The sequence below is a fragment of the Paraburkholderia nodosa DSM 21604 genome (assembly GCF_000519185.1).
Lineage (GTDB): Bacteria > Pseudomonadota > Gammaproteobacteria > Burkholderiales > Burkholderiaceae > Paraburkholderia > Paraburkholderia nodosa.
This window is the reverse complement of sequence record NZ_KI912595.1, coordinates 1-19347: the sequence shown is the minus strand read 5'-3', so window position 1 is coordinate 19347 and position 19347 is coordinate 1. Positions and strand designations below refer to the sequence as shown.

The window sequence follows — 19347 nt, the reverse complement described above, 5'->3', positions numbered from 1 at the left end:
TTCGAATTTCATCTGCATGATTGCCTCCTCGTGTTCTCGACTCCATGCCGGTTGCCGCGCTAACGAGCCGGGCATTGGCATGGGCTCCTGCGAACCGATTATATGGACGGACCACTCCTGCGATTTCCGCCGAAATCGTTGGATGTGTCCTGCAAAAACTCGCGCTATTCGCAGGAATGGAGGTGATTTACGATGCGCAAAGCGGTGCACGAGCACGGCGGGATGGGTCGCGCGCAAACGCATGGCGGCACGACAACGCACTCAGCAATTACCCTGATTCGAATGGACGGATCCGCTTCATGGCAATCGAGATCGAGCGCATCACGACGATTACGGCAGCACTTGGCGAGTGCCCCGTGTGGGACGCCGCACATGAACGCCTGTGGTTCATTGACAGCAGAAAGGGGCGGATTTACTGCGTCGATCCGCAAACGGGCGCGAACACGCATTACGACGTGCCGCCGCCTGCCGGTTCATTTGCGTTGAATCACGATGGCAATTTGATCGTCGCGCTCAAAGAGGAAATCGTCTTGCTCGATACGGCTACCGGCGCGTGGCGGCCGCTTGCGCGCATCGAGGCGAGCCATCCAAATCTGCGCCTGAACGATGGCGCTGCAATGCCCGACGGCAGCTTTGTGGTGGGCACCATGCATATCTATCGCGAGCCAGGCGAAACACCGCTTGGCGGCATTTACCGCCTGCAATGCGACAGTGCGCTGAACAAGCTGGATGGGGGAATTGGCGTCGCGAACGGGCCGGCCGTGCATCCGTCGAATGGCCGCTTTCATATTGCAGACAGCGCGTCGAAAACCATCTGGTCCTACGCCATGGCAGGCGACGGCGCGCTGGGTGAACGCCGCGCGTTCGTGAATACCGAAGCGCTGGGCTCCGCGCCCGACGGCTGCTGCTTCGACGCGCAGGGCGGCTTGTGGACCGCCCTCGTGCACGCAAGCGCCATTGCGCGCTTCGACGACCAGGGCCGCATGACCGACCGCGTTGCCTTGCCGCTCGCGCATCCTGCTTCGCTCTGTTTTGGCGGCACGCGGCTAGACGATATTTACGTGACTTCGATTACCGATAGCGGCCGGTTGCGCGCGAGCGGCGAACTCGACGGCGCGCTGCTGCGTGTGCGCGGCGCGGGCTATCGCGGCACGCCGCGCTTTGCGTGCCGCATACGCGCGGCGTGAAGAACGGCGCGGCCCGAAGCGTTGAAAGCGCTCAAAGCGCGAGCGCGTCGCCGTAAGCCGAAAACCGCAGTTCCTTGCCTGATACGTGCGCCGCGATGAAGTCCAGAAACAGGCGTATTTTCGCGGGGATCATGGGCGTGTCGAGAATGGTGGCATACATGCCATCCTCGAACGACGTGTTGCTCACCTGAAATCGCGGCATCAGGCGCACGAGCCTGCCGCTCGCGATATCGTGGTGCACGGTGTAATCGTCGAGCAGCGCAATGCCTTCACCAAGCCGCGCAAAATCCAGCAGCACAATGCCGTTGTTACTCACGTGGCGCGGTTTGAACGCCACCTCCTCTACCGCTTCCTCCTGCTTGAAGCGCCAGATGTAGTTGTCGCCGGGCAATGTATATGCAAGACATTCGTGCGTGGTGATGTCTTGCGGCGTTTCTGGCGCCGTGTGCGCGGCGAGATAACCAGGCGAGGCCACGAGATAGCGCTCGCTCTTGAAGAGAATGCGCCGCTTGAGCCCCGCTTCCACGGGCGGCGCAATGCGAAAGTCAATGTCGATCTGCTGGCGACGCAAGTCGGCTTTCGATTCGCCAAGAATCAATTCGACGTGGATGTCCGGATACTGGCGACGAAATTCTGCGATCAGTGGCGGCAGCACGCCAAGGCCGAACATCATGCGCGAATGCACGCGCAAGGTCCCCATGGGCGCGGCGCTAATGGCCGTAATGCTGCTTTGCGCCTCGCTGATGCTCCAGAGAATGCCTTCCAGATGCCGCGCGTATTCCTGTCCGGCTTCGGTCAGCACCACCTGCCGCGTGGAGCGCAGCAGCAGCTTGACATTCAGTTCGCCTTCGAACTCGGTGATCATGCGTGAGACCGAGGTGGCCGAAACGCCGAACTTGCGCGCCGTCTCCGAAAAACTCTCTGTTCGTGAAATAGAGAGAAACAGCTCCATCGCACGAAGCCGATCCATGATTCCTCCAGTTCTTGCAGTTCAGAACGCATGTTTTACGTTATTCCTGATAATAACATGGCGAATCTAGAATTCCTCTCAAGCCCTTTGGGTTTTATAAAGAGAGAGGAGCACTATGGAATTCGGCGTTTTCATCCTGGCCCAGCAGCGGGGCTATCATCAGACTTCACAGCAAGTCATCGGCAATTCGATCGAGCAAACCGTTGTGGCGGAACAGGCCGGATTCGACACTGCCTGGTATGCGGAGCACCACTTCAACAACTATTCGCTTTCGCCCTCGCCACTCATGACGGTTGCGCACGCGGCCGGCAAGACAAAGCGCATTCGCCTCGGCACGGCGGTCTGCATTCTTCCGCTCTATCACCCGGCGCGTTTTCTCGCCGAAGTCGGCTTTGTCGATACGGTGTCGAACGGCCGCCTCGAACTTGGGGTCGGTTCGGGCTATCAGGAGTTCGAATTCGAGCGCTTTGGCGTGGACATTGCCGAATCGGGCGCGATTTTCAATGAATTCCTCGACGTGATCCCCAAGGGCCTCACGCAAAAGATTTTCGACCACGACGGCAAGTATCTGAAGATTCCGCCCAGTTCGATCGCCGTGCGCTGCATTCAGGACCCCATGCCGCCGCTGTGGATTACCTCGGGCAACCCCGTCACGCTCGGGCGCGGCGTGCGCGAGAATCACAATCTGTTCGTGACCTCGCTGCTCAACGGCACGGACGCCATCACGAGCCTGCGCGGCCGGCTCGAAAAGGTTGCGCAAGAAAACGGCAAGGACCTCGACCGCGACGTCAAATTCGGCTTCCTGCGCTGCGGCTATGCCTCGGACAACAAGGCCGAAGTCGACGCGTACCTCGATTGCGCGCGCTTTCAGCGCCGCATTTCGGAAAGCCTCAAATATCGCCGAGCGCATTCCGAAGACGGCTATATGGTGAAGGAAGAGCCTTCGCCCACCGACCTGAGCTTCGATCAGCTGCGCAAGAATTTGCCGGTGGGTTCGGTTAGCGAAGTGATCGACAAGATGCTCGAAGAGATCAGCATTCTGCGTCCGAAACACATTGCGCTGCAAACCCAGCTCGGCGACTTCGACCAGAAGACCATGCTCAAGCAGATCGAGCTGTGGGGCGAGAAGATCATTCCGGCCATCCGCAAGGAAGTGGGCCAGTTAACCACGACGGTCTGAGGAGGCGGCCATGCGTCTGCACCTGACGAACGCGGGAGCGATCACGTTACTCGACCCTTCGAACTTCAAGAAGCTCGACGTGCTCGTCGACCCCCAGCCGCGCGAGCGGTTCGACCAGGCCGTTGCGCGCATTGGCCGGCGCGACGGCGATGATCATATTCTGCTTGCGCCCCCCGTGCTGCGCTTTCTCTCTGGGCACGCCGGCGATGCCGCATGGGAAGCAGGATTCACGGGCATGATCGACTACGCGGCGCGCTTCGGCTGGGTCAACGAGCGCGGCGAAGTCCGCGCGCACATTACGCTCAACGATAGCGACGAAGTCGTTTCGCTCGCTGACTTCAAGGCCGCGATGCGCGCCCTGCCCGCGGGCATCAGCGCGATCACAACCGGCAGCGGCGACGCCGTGGCGGGCATGATCGTCTCGAGCCTCACGTCGATCTCGGCCGAGCCGCCGCTCGTGGGATTTTTCGTGAACCAGTCGTCGTCCATGCGCGCGCCGCTCATGGCAAGCGGCCGTTTCGTCGCCAATATTCTGGGCGAGGAACATGGGTCGGTCATGGGCCAGTTCCTCGGGGCGCCGCAAGGACCGCAGCGCTTCACCGAAGGCTGCTGGAGCGATGGCCAGCACGGCCTGCCGGTGCTCACAGATGCGCTCGCGAGCCTCGAATGCGACATTGTCTGCACGCAGCCGCTCGGCACGCACGATCTTGTCGTCGGCAAGATTCGCAAGACGGCCAATCGCGAAGCCAATCCGATGGTGAATTTCAACGCCTCGACTCACAAGCTCGTGCAGCTCACGTTGCACTAAACCGAATCTCCGTGTTGCATCTTGCGCCGCTGATTTCAGCGGCGTTTTTGTTTTTGCTGCCTCGCTCCTTTCCCGCGCACTCAAAGCTGAATTCGAGCCACGCGTGATAGCTACCCAAAAGTAACTGGCCGCTGCCCGGAGAGAACCGGACAGCGGCCATGCAAAGTTTCAAACGCAATAAATGCTTCCGGTCAGAAGCGTTGAATGATGCCTACGCGGCCGACGAACTGATGATTCGTGCTGGAAGGCGTCATGAGCTCGATGCTGGCAACGGCCGGTTGGCCGAGCGAGTCGGTTCCGGTAGCGGCTTGATACACGCCGAAGAAGTACAGCTCGGTGCGCTTCGAGAGAAAGTACTGCACGGCGAATATGCCCTGATGATACGTGGCAGAACCATCGCCGCCCGCACCGCCGCCATGCGTGTACGTATAAGCGCCGCCGATGAGCAACGCGGGCGTCGCAAGGTACGAGACGGTGGCGGTAGCCGTGTTGAAGATGGCTGTGCCGCTGTAGTGGAACGGATTGGGACCGGCCTCGAGATCGCCGAGCTTGTCGAACGCGGAATGGCTGAACGAGGCCGCGAACGTCGTCCCCCCGTATTTGTAGCTCGCGCCTGCCGAATAGATCTCGTAGGTATGGGCGGAGGAATAACCCGCGTAGATCGGATTGGATTGCGCCGTCGTGAGAGAACCGGCCGACCCCATGTTGTTCGTGGCCGGGCCGCCGTTATTCGGGCTGTTGCCAAACGAGGAAAGATTCGGGTCGCGCGCGTTGAAGTAGCCGAGGCCCGCGGAGAATCCGCCGATCGCGTAGTTCGCGCCCAGCGCCCATACCTGGCTGCGCGTGAAATTACCGGCCTGCCCGCCCAGCGAATACAATCCGCCGAATGTGAAACCGCGATAGTTCTGGCTCAGGTATTTGACGGCGTTGTTCACGCGGCGAGTGTGGCCGAGACCGTCCACGTCGCCGGGCACGGCGCCCGAGATGCCTGCAATGATCGCCGGGGAATAGTTCGCCACGAAGTCCGATTGCGTGTCGTACTGGCGACCGAGCGTGACCGTGCCGAACGTATTGCTGCTCAGCCCGACGAAAGCCTGGCGGCCGAACATTGCGCCGCCTTGCGCGATGGCGCCGTTCACGATGTTGTAGCCGTTTTCGAGCGTGAAAATCGCCGAAAGCCCGCCGCCCAGATCCTCCGAACCCTTCAAGCCCCAACGGCTGCCGCCGTAGCCGCGTGTCGCGCCGTCGCTCATGTTGACTTGCGATTTGCCGTTGAGCGAGCCGTCGGCGTTGCGGCCCGTTTGCGCGTTGCTCGAATAGTTGATGCCGAGATCGATCAGGCCGTACAGCGTGACGGAACTCTGCGCATTTGCGTTCGCGGCTGCGAGCGCGACGATAGGACCAACCCAAAAATGACTCTTCTTCATGACGTCTCCAGAACTCGATCCTGTTATGTATATATTTGTTCGTAATCCGAATCTTCTATTGAACTGATGTGCGGCTGCGTCCCTCCACGCGTTTCTATTCGAATGAACGTAGCGCGCTCCTGTGTCTGGAGCGCGCTATGTCAGGTCACACCACGCCCCGGCTGGCGAGGTCGGCGATATGCTCGGGGCTATAGCCCAGCACGCCTTGCAGCACGTCGCGCGTGCCTTCGCCGAGTTGCGGCGGCGGACGGCGCACGGGCATGCGCTCGCCATCGAAGCGCCATGGCGGGGCGAGCACGGGCGTCGTGCCCGATTCCGTATGCGGATGCGGCTGGGTGGTCAAGAGTCCGGCCTCGGTGGCGCGCGGCGAAAGCAGCGCTTCGCGCAGGCCCGCCACCTCGCCGCACGGAATCCCCGCGCCGGCGAGCCTTTCGAGCAGCGCCGCGCGCTCCTCACTCGCAATTGCGCGGCGAATTTCCGGCAGCAGCGCCGCGCGATTCTGCGAGCGCAGGATATTGGTCTTGAAGCGCGCGTCGTCGGCAAGTTCGGGGCGCTGCAGCACCTCACGGCAAAAGCGCTCGTACTGGCCGTTGTTGCCTACCGCGACCACGAGCGGTCCATCGGCCGCCTCGAATACGCCATAGGGCACGATGGACGGATGCTCGTTGCCAAAGCGCGGCGGGTCCTCGCCTGCCACGAGCGCTTCGAGTCCGTAATAAGCGGTGATCATCAGCCCGCAGTCGAACAGCGCCATTTCGATGTGGCGCCCGCTGCCGCCGCGCTCGCGCTCGTATAGCGTGGCGAGAATGGCCTGGGCGGAATACATGCCGGTGAATAGATCGACGGCCGCGATGCCGAATTTGAGCGGCGGCCGCTCAGCTTCGCCGTTCAGCGCCATCAATCCCGCTTCGCCCTGCACGAGCAGATCGTAACCGGGCCGCTCGGCTTCGGGGCCGGCGCGGTCGTAACCGGAAATCGAGCAATAGACGAGCTTGCTGTTATCGCGCTTCAGTTGCTCGTAACCGAGACCGAGTTTTTCCGCGCCGCCATATTTGAAATTCTGAATGACGACATCGGAAGTCTTCGCAATGTCGCGCGCGATCTGCTGGCCTTCGGCCGTTTGCAGATCGAGCGTGAGCGAGCGCTTGTTGCGGTTCACGCTATTGAAATAGGCCGTTTCCGTACGGCCGATGCGCAAGCCCCAGTCGCGCGTGTCGTCGCCGCGGCCAGGATGCTCGACCTTGATGACCTCTGCGCCCAGGTCGCCGAGCACCATGGCGCACCACGGGCCGGCCAGCACACGCGAAAGGTCGAGCACGCGCACACCGGCAAGCGGCAGCGCCCTGTTTTCTGAAGCCATCGAATCGTTGTTCATTGCGTTGCGCGAGACGAAGCGGGCCCCGGCACGCGGCGCGCCGTGTGCCCGTTCGTTCATTCAGTGGGTGGATCAACGTGCCGCGCGAGCTGGCGCGGCGACATGGGGTTTCCCGCGGGCGCCGTTTCGCCGTGCGGGCGCGGCGCTCAGTGCTGCGAGGCCGCCGGAGCGCCCGTCATGCGCTCCGCACTGCCCAGATGCGGCGCATGACGCCCGAGCATGAGCAGCGCGCCCGCTGCGATCAGCGATGGCACCGCGAGCAGGCCGAAAATGGCCGAGAACTCCCAGTTCAGGCTCAGCAGAAACGCGCCGCCGAAGGTGCCCGCCACGGCGCCAAGGCGCCCGATCGCCAGCATCCATGCACAGCCTGTCACGCGGCTCGTGGTGGGATAGAACTGCGTGGCGAGTGTGGACATCGAAGAGGCCGCGCCCGAAAGCGTGAGACCCGTTGCGACGATCAGCACCGTCAGGCCCGCGTCGTGCGCCACGTTACGCCCGATGATGAGCACCACGAGCGCAGTGAGCGCAAAGAACAGCGCGATCACGCGCACCGGGCTCATGCGGTCCATCAGCCAGCCCGCCATGAGAATGCCCACGCACGCGCCAAGATGGAAATACGCGGATGTCGCAGCGTATTGCGGCAGCGAGAAGCCCGAGCCCTTGAGCAGCGTCGGCATCCAGTTGTTGATGAGGTACAGCACCACGAGGCACATGAAATACGCCACCCACAGCATGATCGTGCCCACCACGTAGTCGCGCGAGAGCAGTTCGAGCACGGGCGAGCGGCTGGCGCGCTCGCGAGGCGCATGCGCCTCGCTCACGAACGCGCACCCGTCAAGCCGCGCGTTGGGAGCGAGGCGGCGCAGCGCGCGGGCGATGCGGTCTGCGGGCTTGCCGCTCGACACCATGAATTTCACCGATTCCGGCAGGAAGGCGAACAACAGGCACGCGAGCACGAGCGGCGCGATGCCCCCCGCGAGCAACACACTGCGCCAGCCAAACGCGGGAATGAGCCACCCCGAGAGTACTCCGCCCACGGTGTTGCCGGCCGCGAAGCCCACGAGCATCCCGTTGACGGCGAAGCCGCGAATGCGCCCCGGCACGAACTCGGCCATCAGTGTCACCGTGTTGGGAATGGCCGCGCCGAGGCCCATGCCGGTGAGAAAGCGCATGACGGTGAGCGCGTCCATCGACGTGGCGAACGCCGCCGCCGTGCTCCACACGCCGAAGAACGCCACGGAGCCGACCAACACGCTGCGACGGCCGACGCGGTCGGCAAGCGGACTCACCAGCAGCGCGCCCACGCCAATGCCAACGAGCGTGGCGCTTAATACTGGTCCGAGCGAGGCGCGCGGCACGTTCCAGTCCTGTGCGAGAGTTGGCGCGATAAGCCCCATTGCGCCGGTGTCGAGACCATCAAGCGCAATGGTGAGAAAGCACAGCACGAACAGAATGCAGTGGAAGAGCGAAAAGCGCTGATCGTCGATGAATGCCTGGACGTCAACGGTGCGTCCTCTTTCGAGTGCATGGTTCATCGTGCGTCCCCGGTCGCCAGCACTTCGTACTGGTCAATGCGCAACCGGGCAATGCACTGATTGCCGCTACCGATCCTCTTCATACCGTTTTGTCTCCATTGAGTCATATTCATGCGCGTATCGCTTTTTGAACCAAGCAATGCGCTGCCAGACTACGAGCTGCTTTGGCCCGTTTTTGTTCCGCGTTCTAAGCGCGTATCGCTCACCGCTTACGTGCCTTTTTCGGTGTTTTCGGCCGTCGACTCACACGCCGTCCTTCTCGCATCGATTCGAGCGATCGATTGCTAAACGCCATGCGCTGCACGAATCTCTTGCGGTTCGATTATATGGATCGAGTGCGGTGTCGATTTCGTCGAAATAAGCGGATGTGTCCTGCGAAAATCGACGCATTCGGGCGGTTTGCAGGTGAATCTAAGGGATAACCCGCTTGATGGACGCAGCGAGGTCAAAACGCTCACGCAATCCTTCGGCAAACGGAACGCGTCCAACGCCTCACGTACGCTGTCGATGCCGGCAAGTTACGGCACGCCGGCGGGCAGCATCAGGTCGATGCTGTAGGGCTCGCCGGCCAGCCGTTGCCTGGCCTCAGCGATGATCACCGGGATGCCCTCGGGTAGCTCGCAGGCGAGCCCGAGCACGCCGAGACCGCCTGCATCAGCGAGCGAGACAATCACGTCGGGCGGATGCGAGAAGTCGAAGATCGGGTAGCGCGCGCCGAGTTCACGGCAAACGCCGGTCCGAGCGAGTCGGACCATAGGGCGTCACCAGTAGCGTTTTCTGCGCTTACTCAGCGCTCTGATGCATCTGATGATGGCGCGTGTCGTGCAACGCCGCGCGCCGCCAGAGCGCGAGGCGCGGCGTTCGATGACGGATGAAGTGGGCGTTTGCATCTGCACGGTTGGGCGCCGAGGCCCTTTGGACGTGGACGTTCTTCATCGGGATCTCCTTTGCGCGCTCAGTCGAGCGGCACGGTAAGGCGGTCGATGGCCGCGGCCGTCAACGGTCGCACGCCGCGCCACCATACAAACGCTTCGGCGGCCTGCTCGACCAGCATGCCCACGCCGTCGGCGACACCGTGTACGCCAGCGTTGCGCGCGAGCCGCAGGAAGGGCGTGAGCCGCTTGCCGTACGCAAGCTCGTAGGCGGTGCCATCCGGGCTGAACACGCTCGGGGGGACGGGCGGAAGTTCACCAGTCAAGCTTGCCGAAGTCGCGTTGACCACGAGGTCGAAGCGGCCTCGCGTCGCGAGATCGCCGTAGCCGCAGGCACGCAACACCGCGCCGCGCGGGCCGATTTGGGCCGCTAGCGCTTCGCCTTTGGACACGTCGCGATTGGCGATGACCAGTTCGGCGGGACCCGCGGCAAGAAACGGCAACAGCGCGCCGCGCGCTGCGCCGCCTGCGCCGAGCACCAACACGCGTTTGCCGGCGAGCGGAACGCCGAGATTGACCTCGATATCACGCAACAGGCCAATGCCGTCGAAATTCTCGGCAACGATCCGGCCGCTCTCGAACTTGAGCGCATTGGCCGCGCCCGCCAACGCCGCGCGTTCACTGCGCTCGTCGGCGAGCGCGAAGGCCTTCAGCTTGAACGGTGCGGTGACGTTCATGCCTTTGCCGCCTTCGTCGGCGAACTGGCGTACTACCCTTGCGAATCCGTCGTCGGGGTCGAGCGGACCCTCGATCGCGACGTACGACATCGCCTGTTGTGTCGCTTCAGCAAACAGGCCATGAATCAACGGAGATTTTGTGTGTCCGATCGGATTCCCGACCACTGCATACTGGTCAGTCATGGTGTCTCACTTCGAATAGAGAATGCCTTCGGTTTGCATCGCGTCGATTTCGGCGGCTGAGAAGCCGAGCGATTGCGCGACCTCCGTGTTGTGCTGCCCGAGATCGGGCGCGACGTCGCGGATAGTCGTGTCGCAATGAGAAAAGCGGAATGGCAGGTTGGGCAGACGCAGCTTTCCGTAACGCGGATGATGCTGCTCGACCACCATGCCGCGCGCCTGGATCTGCGGATCGTTGAGCACTTCGTCGATGCGCTGCACCTTCGCGCAAGGCACATCGATGCCATCCAGCAGTTCAAGCACATGCGCGACGGGCCGCGCGGCGACCCACGGCTGCACGACGCAGAGAATCGCCCGCCGATGCGTGTTGCGGCCCACGCTATCGTGAAAGCGCGCGTCGCTGCCAAATCCGGCGGGGCCGCCGTGCGCTTCGATCAGCGCCGCGAGCCGCTTCCACGCGTCGTCCACTTGTGCGGCGATCACGAGGTCACCGTCTGCTGCGCGAAACACGCCATAAAGCGTCGAAGTCGGCATGTCGTGACCGGTCTGTTCCGGCAGCACGCCTCGCAGCGTGTAGCACTGCACCGCATACTCGTGCATCGAAACGAGCGTGTCGTACAGCGCCATGTCGATGTGCTGGCCGCGTCCGCTCTTCACCCGTCCGAGCAGCGCCGCGTTGATCGCCGCCACCGCGTGAATGCCCGTGTACATGTCGCCGAGCGAAATGCGCAGCAAAGGCGGCGGCTCGCCCGGCGTGCCCACCATCTGCATGATGCCGCTCTTCGCCTCCGCGATCAGGCCGAATCCGGCGCGATGCGCGTCGGGGCCCGTGTGACCGTATGCCGAGATCGAACAGTAGACGAGGCCCGGATTGCGAGCGGATAGCGCTTCATAGCCCAGCCCGAGTTTATCCAGCGCGCCGGGGCGGTAGTTCTCGACGAACACATCCGCCGAGTCGCACAGGCGGCGCATGAACTCCTTGCCGCGCGCGTCCTTCATGTTCACGCTGACGCCGCGCTTGCCCATGTTCAGTTGCAGGAAATAGCCGCTCTGCTGGTCGTCGAGCACGGTCGCGTGCTGGCGTCCCGCGTCGCCACTGCCGGGGCGCTCGACCTTGATGACTTCGGCGCCGAGCGCTGCGAGGCAGCGACCCACGTAGGGACCGGCGAGAAAGTGGCTATAGTCGACAACGCGTATGCCTTCGAGGGGTCGGGCCTGCATCAGAAAGCTCCCGGCCGGCGCGGCACCATCAGACGATGCTCGCCACGTTGAACTACCTGGTCATTCTGATTGATCAATTCCGATGGCAGCACGACGATGCCCCACCCCGGACGGCTATTGCTGGGCCGCATGGCGCCGACGCGAAACTTCACGTGCAGCACATCGTTGACTTTGACAGGCAGCAGGAAGTCCCACGTCCAGCCGAGCGACATGCCGGGCAGAAAGCGATAGTCGCTCTGTGTCTTGAGGCCGTCGGCAATCGACAGCCCGAAAAGCCCATGCGCGACGAGGCAGCCGAAGTGGCTCGCGTTGGCATACGCCTCGTCCACGTGCACGGGCGTGTGGTCGCCCGTGAGGTCTGCGTACGCGAGGATGCGTTCCTTCGTCACGGTGTAGTTCGGGCTCACGCACTCGTCGCCTTCGCGGGCGTCGTCCCAGTACTTGTCGATGATCGTCATGTTCACGCCTCCGCGCGCGGGTTGATGCTCAGCGCCTGCGCGACGCACGACGCGGGCGTGGCCTGAATCAGTTCGACGGCGAGGCCGTCGGGCAGACGCAGCCAGTTGCGCCCTTGCGGCATCTCGCTCACGCCATACGCGTGGGCCGCGGCCAATGCCGCCTTCAGGTCTTCACACATCACGCCAAGATGCGCGAGGCGCCCTTCGGGACCTTCGTGTTGCGGCACATGAATGAACTGCAAGCCGCCGAGCGTCCAGTACTGGCGCGGCGCGTCGACGGTGCCGTCGACTTCGCGCATGCTCATGCCGAGCACGTCTTCGAAGAAGCGGACATGCCACTGGATGTCCTTGACCCAGATCGCGACATGCTCCAGATAAGCCTTCGAGCCGTTCATGCCGTCGCCTCCTTGCGCTGTTCGTCGGCCATCGCGCGTTCGATGCCCTTGACGCAGGCCACCAGCGTCGCGTTGACGGGTGTCGGCACTCCGAGCCGTTGTCCCCAGCGCACCACCGAGCCGTTGATGAAATCGATCTCCGTGACGGAGCCTTTTTCGAGACTTTGCAGCATCGACGTCTTGAACGCGGGAGAAAGACCTTCGGCCGCGAGTGTCCAGGCCTGTTCGGGGTCCGTCATCGAAAGCCTGATGCCCGCAGCGTGTGCTGCTGTCATAGCTTCGCCGATGGCCGCGAGCGCAGTCGCCTTCAACGGCGCCTCGTCATAAAGCTGACCGTAGGTGAGACGCGTGATCCCAGTGATCGCGCCCGTGGCGACGTTCACGAGCAGCTTGTCCCACATCGTGCCCATGATGTTGTCGCTGACCATGGTCATCAGCCCGGCGGCGTTGAACACGTCGGCGATCGCCTGCACGCGGGACGTCATCTGGCCATTGAGTTCGCCGATATAGGTCGCCTTGCCGGTGACACCCGACTGGATATGCCCCGGACCGCGCAGCACGCCGCCGACATAGGTCTTGCCTGCCAGCACGCGCTCGCGGCCCACGATATCGGCGAGCAGGTCTTCGTGTCCGAGTCCGTTTTGAAGCGACAGCACGAGCGTTTCGGGCCCGATCAGCGCGAGTGCACCGCGCATCGCAGCATCGGTATGGAAGGACTTAACCAGCACGATCACCACGTCGGCCACGCCGACTTCGCTCGCCTGGGTCGCGGCGCGCACCGCGATGCGCCGCGTGCCGCTATCGTCGTCGACCTGCAGACCGTCGTGGCGCATCTTTTCGACATGGGCGGGCGAACGGCTCAGCAACCAGGTTTCGTAGGACCCTTCTGTGAGCGCGGCGCCGATCGCGCATCCGAGTGCGCCGGCGCCGAGAATTGCAATCTTCACTCAGCATCTCCTTAACGTGTATGAGCACGATATGAGTTGCTGATGACGTCGGCAATGCAATGACTACAATGGTGCTATTGCCACAGACAATAATGCCCGTACGCCATGATGCCGCCCGATTTACCCGACCTGAAACTGCTGCAGCTATTCGACCTGCTCTATGACGCGCGCAGCGTCACGCGCGTTGCCGGGCAACTGGGACAAAGCCAGCCCACCGTGAGCATCTGGCTCGGGCGGCTGCGCGAGCATCTGCAGGATCCGCTTTTCATTCGCACACACGGTGGTATGGCGCCGACTCCGCAGGCCGATGCGTTGATCGGGCCGTGCCGCGAGATCCTCGAATCGCTCAGGCGCTTCGCCGCGTGGGAGATCGCGTTCGATCCCGCGACAGCGCAGCGGCGCTTTCGCATCTGCATGACGGACGCGAGCCATATCACGCTGCTGCCGAGGCTGCTTGCGCATGTGCGCGCGCAGGCGCCAGGCATCCGGCTCGAGGCAGCGGGAATCGATGGCAACACGGAACGGGCGCTGGAGTCGGGCGAAGCCGACCTCGCGATCGGCTATGTACCCTGGCTCAGCGGCGGTATCTACCAGCAGCAGCTGTATCAACAGGATTGGGTATGTCTGACGAACCCCCATCATCCGCGCGTTCGCGGGCGGCTCGGTGTGAAGCAGTACCGCGCGGAGGGACATGTCGCCATCGAATCAGGCACAGGTGCGCAACTGCTCGAACAGGCGTTGGCGCGCGAGCGGATCGAACGTGACGTCGTGCTGCAGTTACCGGGCTTCCTCGGGCTCGGCACGATCGTGCAGACGACCGATCTGGTCGCCACGCTGCCACGCCACATCGGCGAAACACTCGCGCAAGTCAACGATCTGGCAGTCCATTCGTGCCCGATTCCCGTCGATGGATTCGCCGTCCGGCAACATTGGCATGCCCGCTATCATCACGAGGCCGGGAATCGCTGGTTGCGTGGCGTGGTCGTCCAGTTGTTCGGCGTTTCATAGTGAGAACCACCCTGAGGCACCGCGCATCAACTCACGGTGCCTGCGATCTCCGTAGCCCGCAGATTCTTTGGAAAATCGGCCCGTATTGCCGCCATCAAGATAAGCCTTGCTATCAAAACCGTAGGAATATACGCCAACGTCGTCCCGACGTTATTGCCGCTGTGCCTGGCTGACTTCCCTAGTGAATTCGTGCACGTCCGCAAGTCGGAGTGCGCACTTCCGGTATCGCTCATGAGGCGAAGTTCGCCCTCGCCGTCACCCTGTCATCTGAGCGGCTGCTCCGCTCAGTGAGCAATTGGCCCGGTATCAAGACGAACCTACGTAAGGCGCGATGGGTCTGTGACATGGCTATCAAGAGTGGTCCACGTAATCCGCGCCTTGATTGCACACAACGAAGAGAGAGAGAGAAAGATAGAGCCGGAGCAGGCCGCCTGATTTTATGATCCCAACGGCCACAACCTGAGGGGGCGACAGCGTCGACTACCAGAATGCAAGCGGTTACCGGAATACGTAACCAAACGTAAATTTGGCAGGTATTTTTTAAACCAATTAACTTCCAGGCGGAAGTTTTATGGTTACCTCTACACCTGTAGAGGAACTCGATTGGCTTCCGAAAATTCAACCAAATAACTTCCGGATCTGGTCCATCCGGCAGGCTGGAACCGGTTCAACTCGGGGTTCGATCAACCATATAACTTCCAGGATTCGAGTCTTTAAACCATTTGTCTTCCGCCGTGTGGGCCTTACGCCCGGGTGTTGAACCGGTGCACCATCTCGCGCTATCACCTCACCGCGGCGCTGTTCCAAACAAACGCTGAGCAGTAACACTCAAGCCCGCTCGAATTAACATTGTCAATTCTTGGCCGAGAGCACCAGTTCACGGCAGGTTCTCTGGAACTGCCGTTGAAGTCTTCAACGCCAGCTTTCGGGCGGCTTCTGCGAATGAGTGCAATCGGCCAGGAGCGGTTATTCACGCACGCCGTTGCACGGACATACAAACGTCTGAAGGTCATCAGTAAGCAACCAGCCCGTTCGCGACGACGAACGCATACCGGTAATCGAGTGCGGTACTTGAGCCGGCGCATCTTTCCAAGAGGCTGCCATCACCATATTGGACCTAAGTCCTATTGCGCAACGCACGAATCTGCCAAATATTGTTGGCACGACGACGAACCAGGAGCCCGGTCGGAATGAATTGATCGATATTGCTGCATCGCCAGACGAAGAGGATTCGCCTGGCTTCGGTTCAATTTTCACCGCCGCGAGCGGCGCCGCAATTCTCGCCTCATTTTCCAATCGCTCCCGTCGAGGCAATTGACCCGCCGGCAATACCCGGCACCTCCACCTGCTCCATCCGTTGGCTTCGCGTTGCTACCGTAACCTTGATGGAGGTGATGATGCGCAGACGTTCTATTCTGAAGACAGGTGCGGCAACGCTAACGATCGTGGGACTGTCGCTGATCAGATTCCCATCGACAATGCCTGAGGCCGTTGCCGCAGAGTCCGATGCAGCGAAGCGTCACGAAATCGATGCAAAGGTCAACGCGACACTGTCGCGGCTGTTCGAGACAGTCAAAGGCTCAAACGAACTTGTCGCCAAGGCGGATGGCGTACTCGTATTCCCTGCTGTGATCAAGGCTGGTTTCGTCGCCGGGGGAGAATACGGTCAAGGCGCTTTGCGGGTAGGCGGGAAAACGGTCGGCTACTACAGCACGGCGGCGGGCTCATTCGGCTTGCAGGCAGGTGCGCAATCCAAGGCTGTCATCTTTCTCTTCATGACCCGTGATTCGCTTAACAGCTTCCGCAACTCGAAAGGCTGGTCAGTCGGTGGCGAAGGATCGGTTGCGCTGGTGAAGGTTGGAGCGAACGGCCAGATCGATACGACAACGGCTACCGCACCGGTTCAAGCCATTGTGATGACCAACGCCGGCCTGATGGGCGATGTGTCGCTGTCTGGCACCAAGATTTCCCGGCTGAAAATCTGAAGTCGCTCGCACTAGCGTAGTCGGCCCGTCGCCCGCCATTACACCTGCAAGAGACCGCTGATCCAGGCACGAAGACCAGAAGCACGAACACGATTGGCCGCCGGTGCCTCAATGTCACGCATCTTGACGCTGGTGCTATCGCCAGAGGAAAGCGCGACGATCTACGGCGCTCCGCTTGCCGACAGAAAAATCCGGCCGGCGAACCTTGGCGCCGCCGCAAAGGGACCGTTTGACCCTGTGAGCGGCCACTGAACGGCGCGCGTTACCCAATATGCGAAAGTCCGCGTTGCTACCGTGAGCCGACGTTCGAGCCCGAAGGCGGTCGCGCGCCGCGTACGAGTGACCGTCTTTCATGCTCTCGACCTGAATCAAAACGCGAGATCTGGGGTGGATGGCAGGAACGTACAAGCCACCATCCTGCGTCCGCGATACGCTGCTTCGTGCTAGACGCACATATTCACTTCTGATTCGGAGCCGCAATGAGTCGAGTGCTGAATTCCGTTGTCGAAGTCATTGGCGATACGCCCCTAGTACGCCTTGATCGTCTGACGAAAAGCCAAGGTGTGGACGGCATAGTTCTGGCCAAGCTGGAATACCTGAATCCCGGATTTCCCGAGAAAGACCGCGCGGCCCCAGGCGTAATTGAGGAGGCTGAGCGAACCGGTATGTTGTCGCCGGGCCAGACCGTAGTTGAACTGACCTCCGGCAACATGGGGACCGGGCTCGCAATCGTGTGTGGTGCAAAGGGCTACCCCTTTGTAGCTGTCATGTCCAAGGGAAATTCTGAAGAGCGAGCCCGCATGATGCGTGCGCTCGGCGCCGAGGTCGTTCTGGTCGATCAATTGCCAGGTGGTATGCCCGGTTATGTTTCGGGCGGTGATCTCGAACTAGTAAATCAGGAAGCACAACGAATTACCGAAGCGCGAGGCGCTTTTCGGGCGGACCAGTTTCACCGTGACGGCAACTGGCTCTCGCACTACCGTACTACAGGCCCCGAGCTATGGAATGCGACCTCGGGCGCAATCGACGGATTTGTCGATTTTGTCGGATCGGGTGGGACCTATGTTGGTGTCAGCAAGGCACTCAAGGAAAGGAATCCAGCGATCCGCTGCTACGTGGTCGAACCGGAGGGAGCGGCTGCACTCGCCGGGCAGCCGGTTACCGCCGCCGACCATCCGATTCAAGGTGGTGGATATGCGATCGGAGATCTGAAATTCCTGGACGGTATTGCAGTGGCTGGCTATCTTCGCCTTGCCGGGTCTCCATTCGCACATGGAAAGCGCGCCGGCCATATGTAGAAGAGCCCGTTAGCCGCCCAGCTTGATAATTGCCATGGTAAGCAGAATGCCAAGCGCGATCATGGCGATACCTGCCTTCATCGCCCCTGCGCCGGTGTAGCGCCCCAGCGCTAAGCCGGCGACGAAAAGCATCAAGAGTGTGAGCACGCGCGAGGCGATGAGTGCCGTTGTAACATCCCTCACGACGAGAAACGGCACCGCAACGGGAAACGTTCCCAGGACAACAAGGAGAAAGATGCCCAGCGCGCCGACGAAGTCACCACTCACAAAATTCGCCCGAGGTGGCAGCGTCAATGCCGCCGCGAGACGCGTACGGATCCGCTCGAGGTCGGCATCTTCGACGAGCGTCGCCAGCTTCTCAGGCAATGCATCGCGCAACACCCGTACGGCGACAGCCCGGTCCTGTTCGCGCTTTACGGTCTGCGCGAGTTTCAGGCGCTGCCCTCGATCAGCGAGCGTACGTACGAGATACATCACGGCGTCCGCCAGGCCCCACGCGAGATTGCATCCGAGCGCCGCGAAGAACATCTTGTACCCTTCATCTTCGCCTGCGGTGACCGCCTTGACGGCGCCGACGAACGTCAGGGCCATGAACAGACCAAAACATATTTCGCAGACACGGTCGACGGTATTGAGAATCGGTGCGCGTCGTTCGGGTTCGGCGTGTCCGGCCGGCATGATAGTGCTCATATGGCCTCGACTCAAGGTAGACAACGAGATGTTGCACTAGCTCCCAACATGGAGTGCTGGTACGACCAGTATATGAAAGAGACAACAGTTCGATATCCCCGTCGCTCGCTCCGCTTGCCGTTCATCCCTTCTTACGCATCTGTCCAATCGCGCGAGAGCGCGCCGCCTCAGCTTCCTGCACCAGCCGGTAGGCAACGTAATATTTGAAAACATTACGTACATAGGTCGTCGGCTCGGTGCCGATCTTCTCGGCAACCACGATCTCGACATTGTTGAACCACTTGTTGGGATCCAGACCGCGTGCCGCCGCTTCCTTGCGCATCCTCGCGATCTTTGCAGGTCCCGCGTTGTAGCTTGCGAATGCGAAGAGCGAACGATCCCTCTCCGAAAATTGAGCATCGGGAAAGTAACGGACCATCAGGGAATCGAGATACTTTGCTCCTGCATGGATGTTTGCCTCCGTCACCCGGATGTCGCCTACTGCAAGTTCCTTCCCCGTGGCCGGCATGAGCTGCATGATTCCAATCGCCCCGACGTGACTGCGTGCGTCCTGATTTAGCTGGGACTCCTGATATCCCTGGGCCGCAAGCAAAAGCGGATCAAAGCGGTACTGCGCACCGTATTTTTCAAATAATCTGACGGTCTGCCTGAACCGCTTCATGTCCTCCGTCTCCGTATTGTTGGAGATCTGCTTGATGCGTTTCATTTCCTGCTGGAGACGGACCTCGGCGACGCTCTGCTTCTTCACGTAATTGACGTAGAAGTCGTTGATCGCATCCTTCAGCCCACCGCGTTATACACATCTCGGACTACGCGAGTTCATGGCGCAGTCCGCGTAGAGTTTCCGCTGCCGTCATGACGCGCTCCAGACCTTGCCATATCGTCTTTGCGCCCGGTTCGCCGTCGCCTTTGCGAGCGAGGAAGCCACCGCACCGCGCCACCAGTCGGATCATTTCGTTGAGTCCGAGCGGTTTCGACGGTCGTCGTATTTTCAGCAGCAGGTGGGCACCGTGAATCTCGTCAGGATCGAAGAACAGCGTCGCATCAAGGTCGGGACATGTCCGGCCCATACGC

At 61.4% G+C, this 19347-nt stretch carries 18 protein-coding genes and 1 pseudogene; 6 read left to right on the top strand and 13 right to left on the bottom strand.

All coding sequences use genetic code 11. The annotated features are described in order from the left end of the window. Window positions 1-299: 299 nt before the first annotated feature. Window positions 300-1187, top strand: a complete 888-nt coding sequence (locus A3CW_RS0144490; RefSeq protein ID WP_245623910.1) for an SMP-30/gluconolactonase/LRE family protein — start codon at window positions 300-302, stop codon at window positions 1185-1187. Window positions 1188-1218: 31 nt separating this feature from the next. Here the strand turns inward: A3CW_RS0144490 and A3CW_RS0144485 are convergent, their stop codons facing one another. Next, window positions 1219-2157 (bottom strand): LysR family transcriptional regulator, encoded by a 939-nt coding sequence (locus tag A3CW_RS0144485; protein ID WP_028209201.1) that lies wholly within the window; start codon window positions 2155-2157, stop codon window positions 1219-1221. Window positions 2158-2272: 115 nt separating this feature from the next. On the opposite strand from A3CW_RS0144485, the gene A3CW_RS0144480 reads away from it, so the two are divergent. Both A3CW_RS0144480 and A3CW_RS0144475 read left to right on the top strand, forming a co-directional pair. Further along, on the top strand, window positions 2273-3337 hold the full coding sequence (locus A3CW_RS0144480) for an LLM class flavin-dependent oxidoreductase (RefSeq protein ID WP_028209200.1): 1065 nt from the start codon (window positions 2273-2275) through the stop codon (window positions 3335-3337). Window positions 3338-3347: 10 nt separating this feature from the next. Next, entirely contained in the window at window positions 3348-4145 is a 798-nt protein-coding gene (locus tag A3CW_RS0144475; protein ID WP_028209199.1) for a flavin reductase family protein, read from the top strand. A 191-nt stretch (window positions 4146-4336) separates the two neighbouring features. Here the strand turns inward: A3CW_RS0144475 and A3CW_RS0144470 are convergent, their stop codons facing one another. The 9 genes from A3CW_RS0144470 to A3CW_RS0144415 all read right to left on the bottom strand — a co-directional run bounded on the left by A3CW_RS0144470 (window position 4337) and on the right by A3CW_RS0144415 (window position 13292). After that, a complete protein-coding gene (locus tag A3CW_RS0144470; RefSeq protein ID WP_028209198.1) occupies window positions 4337-5572 on the bottom strand; it encodes a porin in 1236 nt (411 codons plus the stop codon). Window positions 5573-5717: 145 nt separating this feature from the next. Then, window positions 5718-6932: a CaiB/BaiF CoA transferase family protein gene (locus tag A3CW_RS0144465; RefSeq protein WP_028209197.1), complete on the bottom strand. Its 1215-nt coding sequence runs from the start codon at window positions 6930-6932 to the stop codon at window positions 5718-5720. A 161-nt stretch (window positions 6933-7093) separates the two neighbouring features. Next, a complete protein-coding gene (locus A3CW_RS49975) occupies window positions 7094-8482 on the bottom strand; it encodes an MFS transporter (RefSeq protein ID WP_035515963.1) in 1389 nt (462 codons plus the stop codon). A 518-nt stretch (window positions 8483-9000) separates the two neighbouring features. Then, window positions 9001-9237: a hypothetical protein gene (locus tag A3CW_RS0144445; protein ID WP_028209196.1), complete on the bottom strand. Its 237-nt coding sequence runs from the start codon at window positions 9235-9237 to the stop codon at window positions 9001-9003. 200 nt (window positions 9238-9437) lie between these two features. Next, a complete protein-coding gene (aroE, locus tag A3CW_RS0144435; protein WP_028209195.1) occupies window positions 9438-10274 on the bottom strand; it encodes a shikimate dehydrogenase in 837 nt (278 codons plus the stop codon). Window positions 10275-10280: 6 nt separating this feature from the next. Further along, a complete protein-coding gene (locus A3CW_RS0144430; RefSeq protein ID WP_028209194.1) occupies window positions 10281-11492 on the bottom strand; it encodes a CaiB/BaiF CoA transferase family protein in 1212 nt (403 codons plus the stop codon). Next, entirely contained in the window at window positions 11492-11950 is a 459-nt protein-coding gene (locus tag A3CW_RS0144425) for a MaoC family dehydratase (protein WP_028209193.1), read from the bottom strand. Before A3CW_RS0144425 ends, A3CW_RS0144430 begins: the two co-directional genes overlap by 1 nt. Window positions 11951-11952: 2 nt before the next feature. Beyond that, complete coding sequence (locus A3CW_RS0144420) at window positions 11953-12345, bottom strand: VOC family protein (protein ID WP_028209192.1); 393 nt, start codon at window positions 12343-12345, stop codon at window positions 11953-11955. Next, window positions 12342-13292, bottom strand: coding sequence for a ketopantoate reductase family protein (locus A3CW_RS0144415; protein ID WP_028209191.1), 951 nt, complete (start codon window positions 13290-13292; stop codon window positions 12342-12344). The genes A3CW_RS0144420 and A3CW_RS0144415 overlap by 4 nt, the downstream gene beginning before the upstream one ends. A gap of 105 nt (window positions 13293-13397) precedes the next feature. Between A3CW_RS0144415 and A3CW_RS0144410 the strand changes: the two genes are divergently transcribed. The 3 genes from A3CW_RS0144410 to A3CW_RS49970 all read left to right on the top strand — a co-directional run bounded on the left by A3CW_RS0144410 (window position 13398) and on the right by A3CW_RS49970 (window position 17583). Then, the gene (locus A3CW_RS0144410) at window positions 13398-14300 is read left to right on the top strand and encodes a LysR family transcriptional regulator (RefSeq protein WP_028209190.1); all 903 of its coding nucleotides are present in this window, start codon (window positions 13398-13400) and stop codon (window positions 14298-14300) included. A gap of 1394 nt (window positions 14301-15694) precedes the next feature. Then, window positions 15695-16285 carry a BPSL1445 family SYLF domain-containing lipoprotein gene (locus tag A3CW_RS0144405; protein ID WP_028209189.1) on the top strand — a complete coding sequence of 197 codons (591 nt, stop codon included), beginning with the start codon at window positions 15695-15697 and terminating at the stop codon, window positions 16283-16285. Between the two features lie 479 nt (window positions 16286-16764). Further along, a complete protein-coding gene (locus tag A3CW_RS49970) occupies window positions 16765-17583 on the top strand; it encodes a PLP-dependent cysteine synthase family protein (RefSeq protein ID WP_081772122.1) in 819 nt (272 codons plus the stop codon). Between the two features lie 9 nt (window positions 17584-17592). On the opposite strand, the gene A3CW_RS0144395 is transcribed toward A3CW_RS49970, so the two are convergent. The 3 genes and pseudogenes from A3CW_RS0144395 to A3CW_RS0144385 form a co-directional block, all read right to left on the bottom strand. Beyond that, on the bottom strand, window positions 17593-18273 hold the full coding sequence (locus tag A3CW_RS0144395; RefSeq protein ID WP_028209188.1) for a VIT1/CCC1 transporter family protein: 681 nt from the start codon (window positions 18271-18273) through the stop codon (window positions 17593-17595). 121 nt (window positions 18274-18394) lie between these two features. Further along, a pseudogene (locus A3CW_RS49965) lies at window positions 18395-19057 on the bottom strand (transglycosylase SLT domain-containing protein); the annotation flags it as partial. 25 nt (window positions 19058-19082) lie between these two features. After that, the coding region (locus tag A3CW_RS0144385; RefSeq protein WP_028209187.1) for an IS4 family transposase at window positions 19083-19347 on the bottom strand (265 nt) is incomplete at its 5' end.

Bases quoted from the DNA above. Each gene is read 5' to 3' on its own strand.
- A3CW_RS0144490 (WP_245623910.1), top strand. From the start codon at position 300: ATGGCAATCGAGATCGAGCGCATCACGACGATTACGGCAGCACTTGGC.
- A3CW_RS0144485 (WP_028209201.1), bottom strand. From the start codon at position 2,157: ATGGATCGGCTTCGTGCGATGGAGCTGTTTCTCTCTATTTCACGAACA.
- A3CW_RS0144480 (WP_028209200.1), top strand. From the start codon at position 2,273: ATGGAATTCGGCGTTTTCATCCTGGCCCAGCAGCGGGGCTATCATCAG.
- A3CW_RS0144475 (WP_028209199.1), top strand. From the start codon at position 3,348: ATGCGTCTGCACCTGACGAACGCGGGAGCGATCACGTTACTCGACCCT.
- A3CW_RS0144470 (WP_028209198.1), bottom strand. From the start codon at position 5,572: ATGAAGAAGAGTCATTTTTGGGTTGGTCCTATCGTCGCGCTCGCAGCC.
- A3CW_RS0144465 (WP_028209197.1), bottom strand. From the start codon at position 6,932: ATGGCTTCAGAAAACAGGGCGCTGCCGCTTGCCGGTGTGCGCGTGCTC.
- A3CW_RS49975 (WP_035515963.1), bottom strand. From the start codon at position 8,482: ATGAACCATGCACTCGAAAGAGGACGCACCGTTGACGTCCAGGCATTC.
- A3CW_RS0144445 (WP_028209196.1), bottom strand. From the start codon at position 9,237: ATGGTCCGACTCGCTCGGACCGGCGTTTGCCGTGAACTCGGCGCGCGC.
- aroE (WP_028209195.1), bottom strand. From the start codon at position 10,274: ATGACTGACCAGTATGCAGTGGTCGGGAATCCGATCGGACACACAAAA.
- A3CW_RS0144430 (WP_028209194.1), bottom strand. From the start codon at position 11,492: ATGCAGGCCCGACCCCTCGAAGGCATACGCGTTGTCGACTATAGCCAC.
- A3CW_RS0144425 (WP_028209193.1), bottom strand. From the start codon at position 11,950: ATGACGATCATCGACAAGTACTGGGACGACGCCCGCGAAGGCGACGAG.
- A3CW_RS0144420 (WP_028209192.1), bottom strand. From the start codon at position 12,345: ATGAACGGCTCGAAGGCTTATCTGGAGCATGTCGCGATCTGGGTCAAG.
- A3CW_RS0144410 (WP_028209190.1), top strand. From the start codon at position 13,398: ATGATGCCGCCCGATTTACCCGACCTGAAACTGCTGCAGCTATTCGAC.
- A3CW_RS0144405 (WP_028209189.1), top strand. From the start codon at position 15,695: ATGATGCGCAGACGTTCTATTCTGAAGACAGGTGCGGCAACGCTAACG.
- A3CW_RS49970 (WP_081772122.1), top strand. From the start codon at position 16,765: ATGAGTCGAGTGCTGAATTCCGTTGTCGAAGTCATTGGCGATACGCCC.
- A3CW_RS0144395 (WP_028209188.1), bottom strand. From the start codon at position 18,273: ATGAGCACTATCATGCCGGCCGGACACGCCGAACCCGAACGACGCGCA.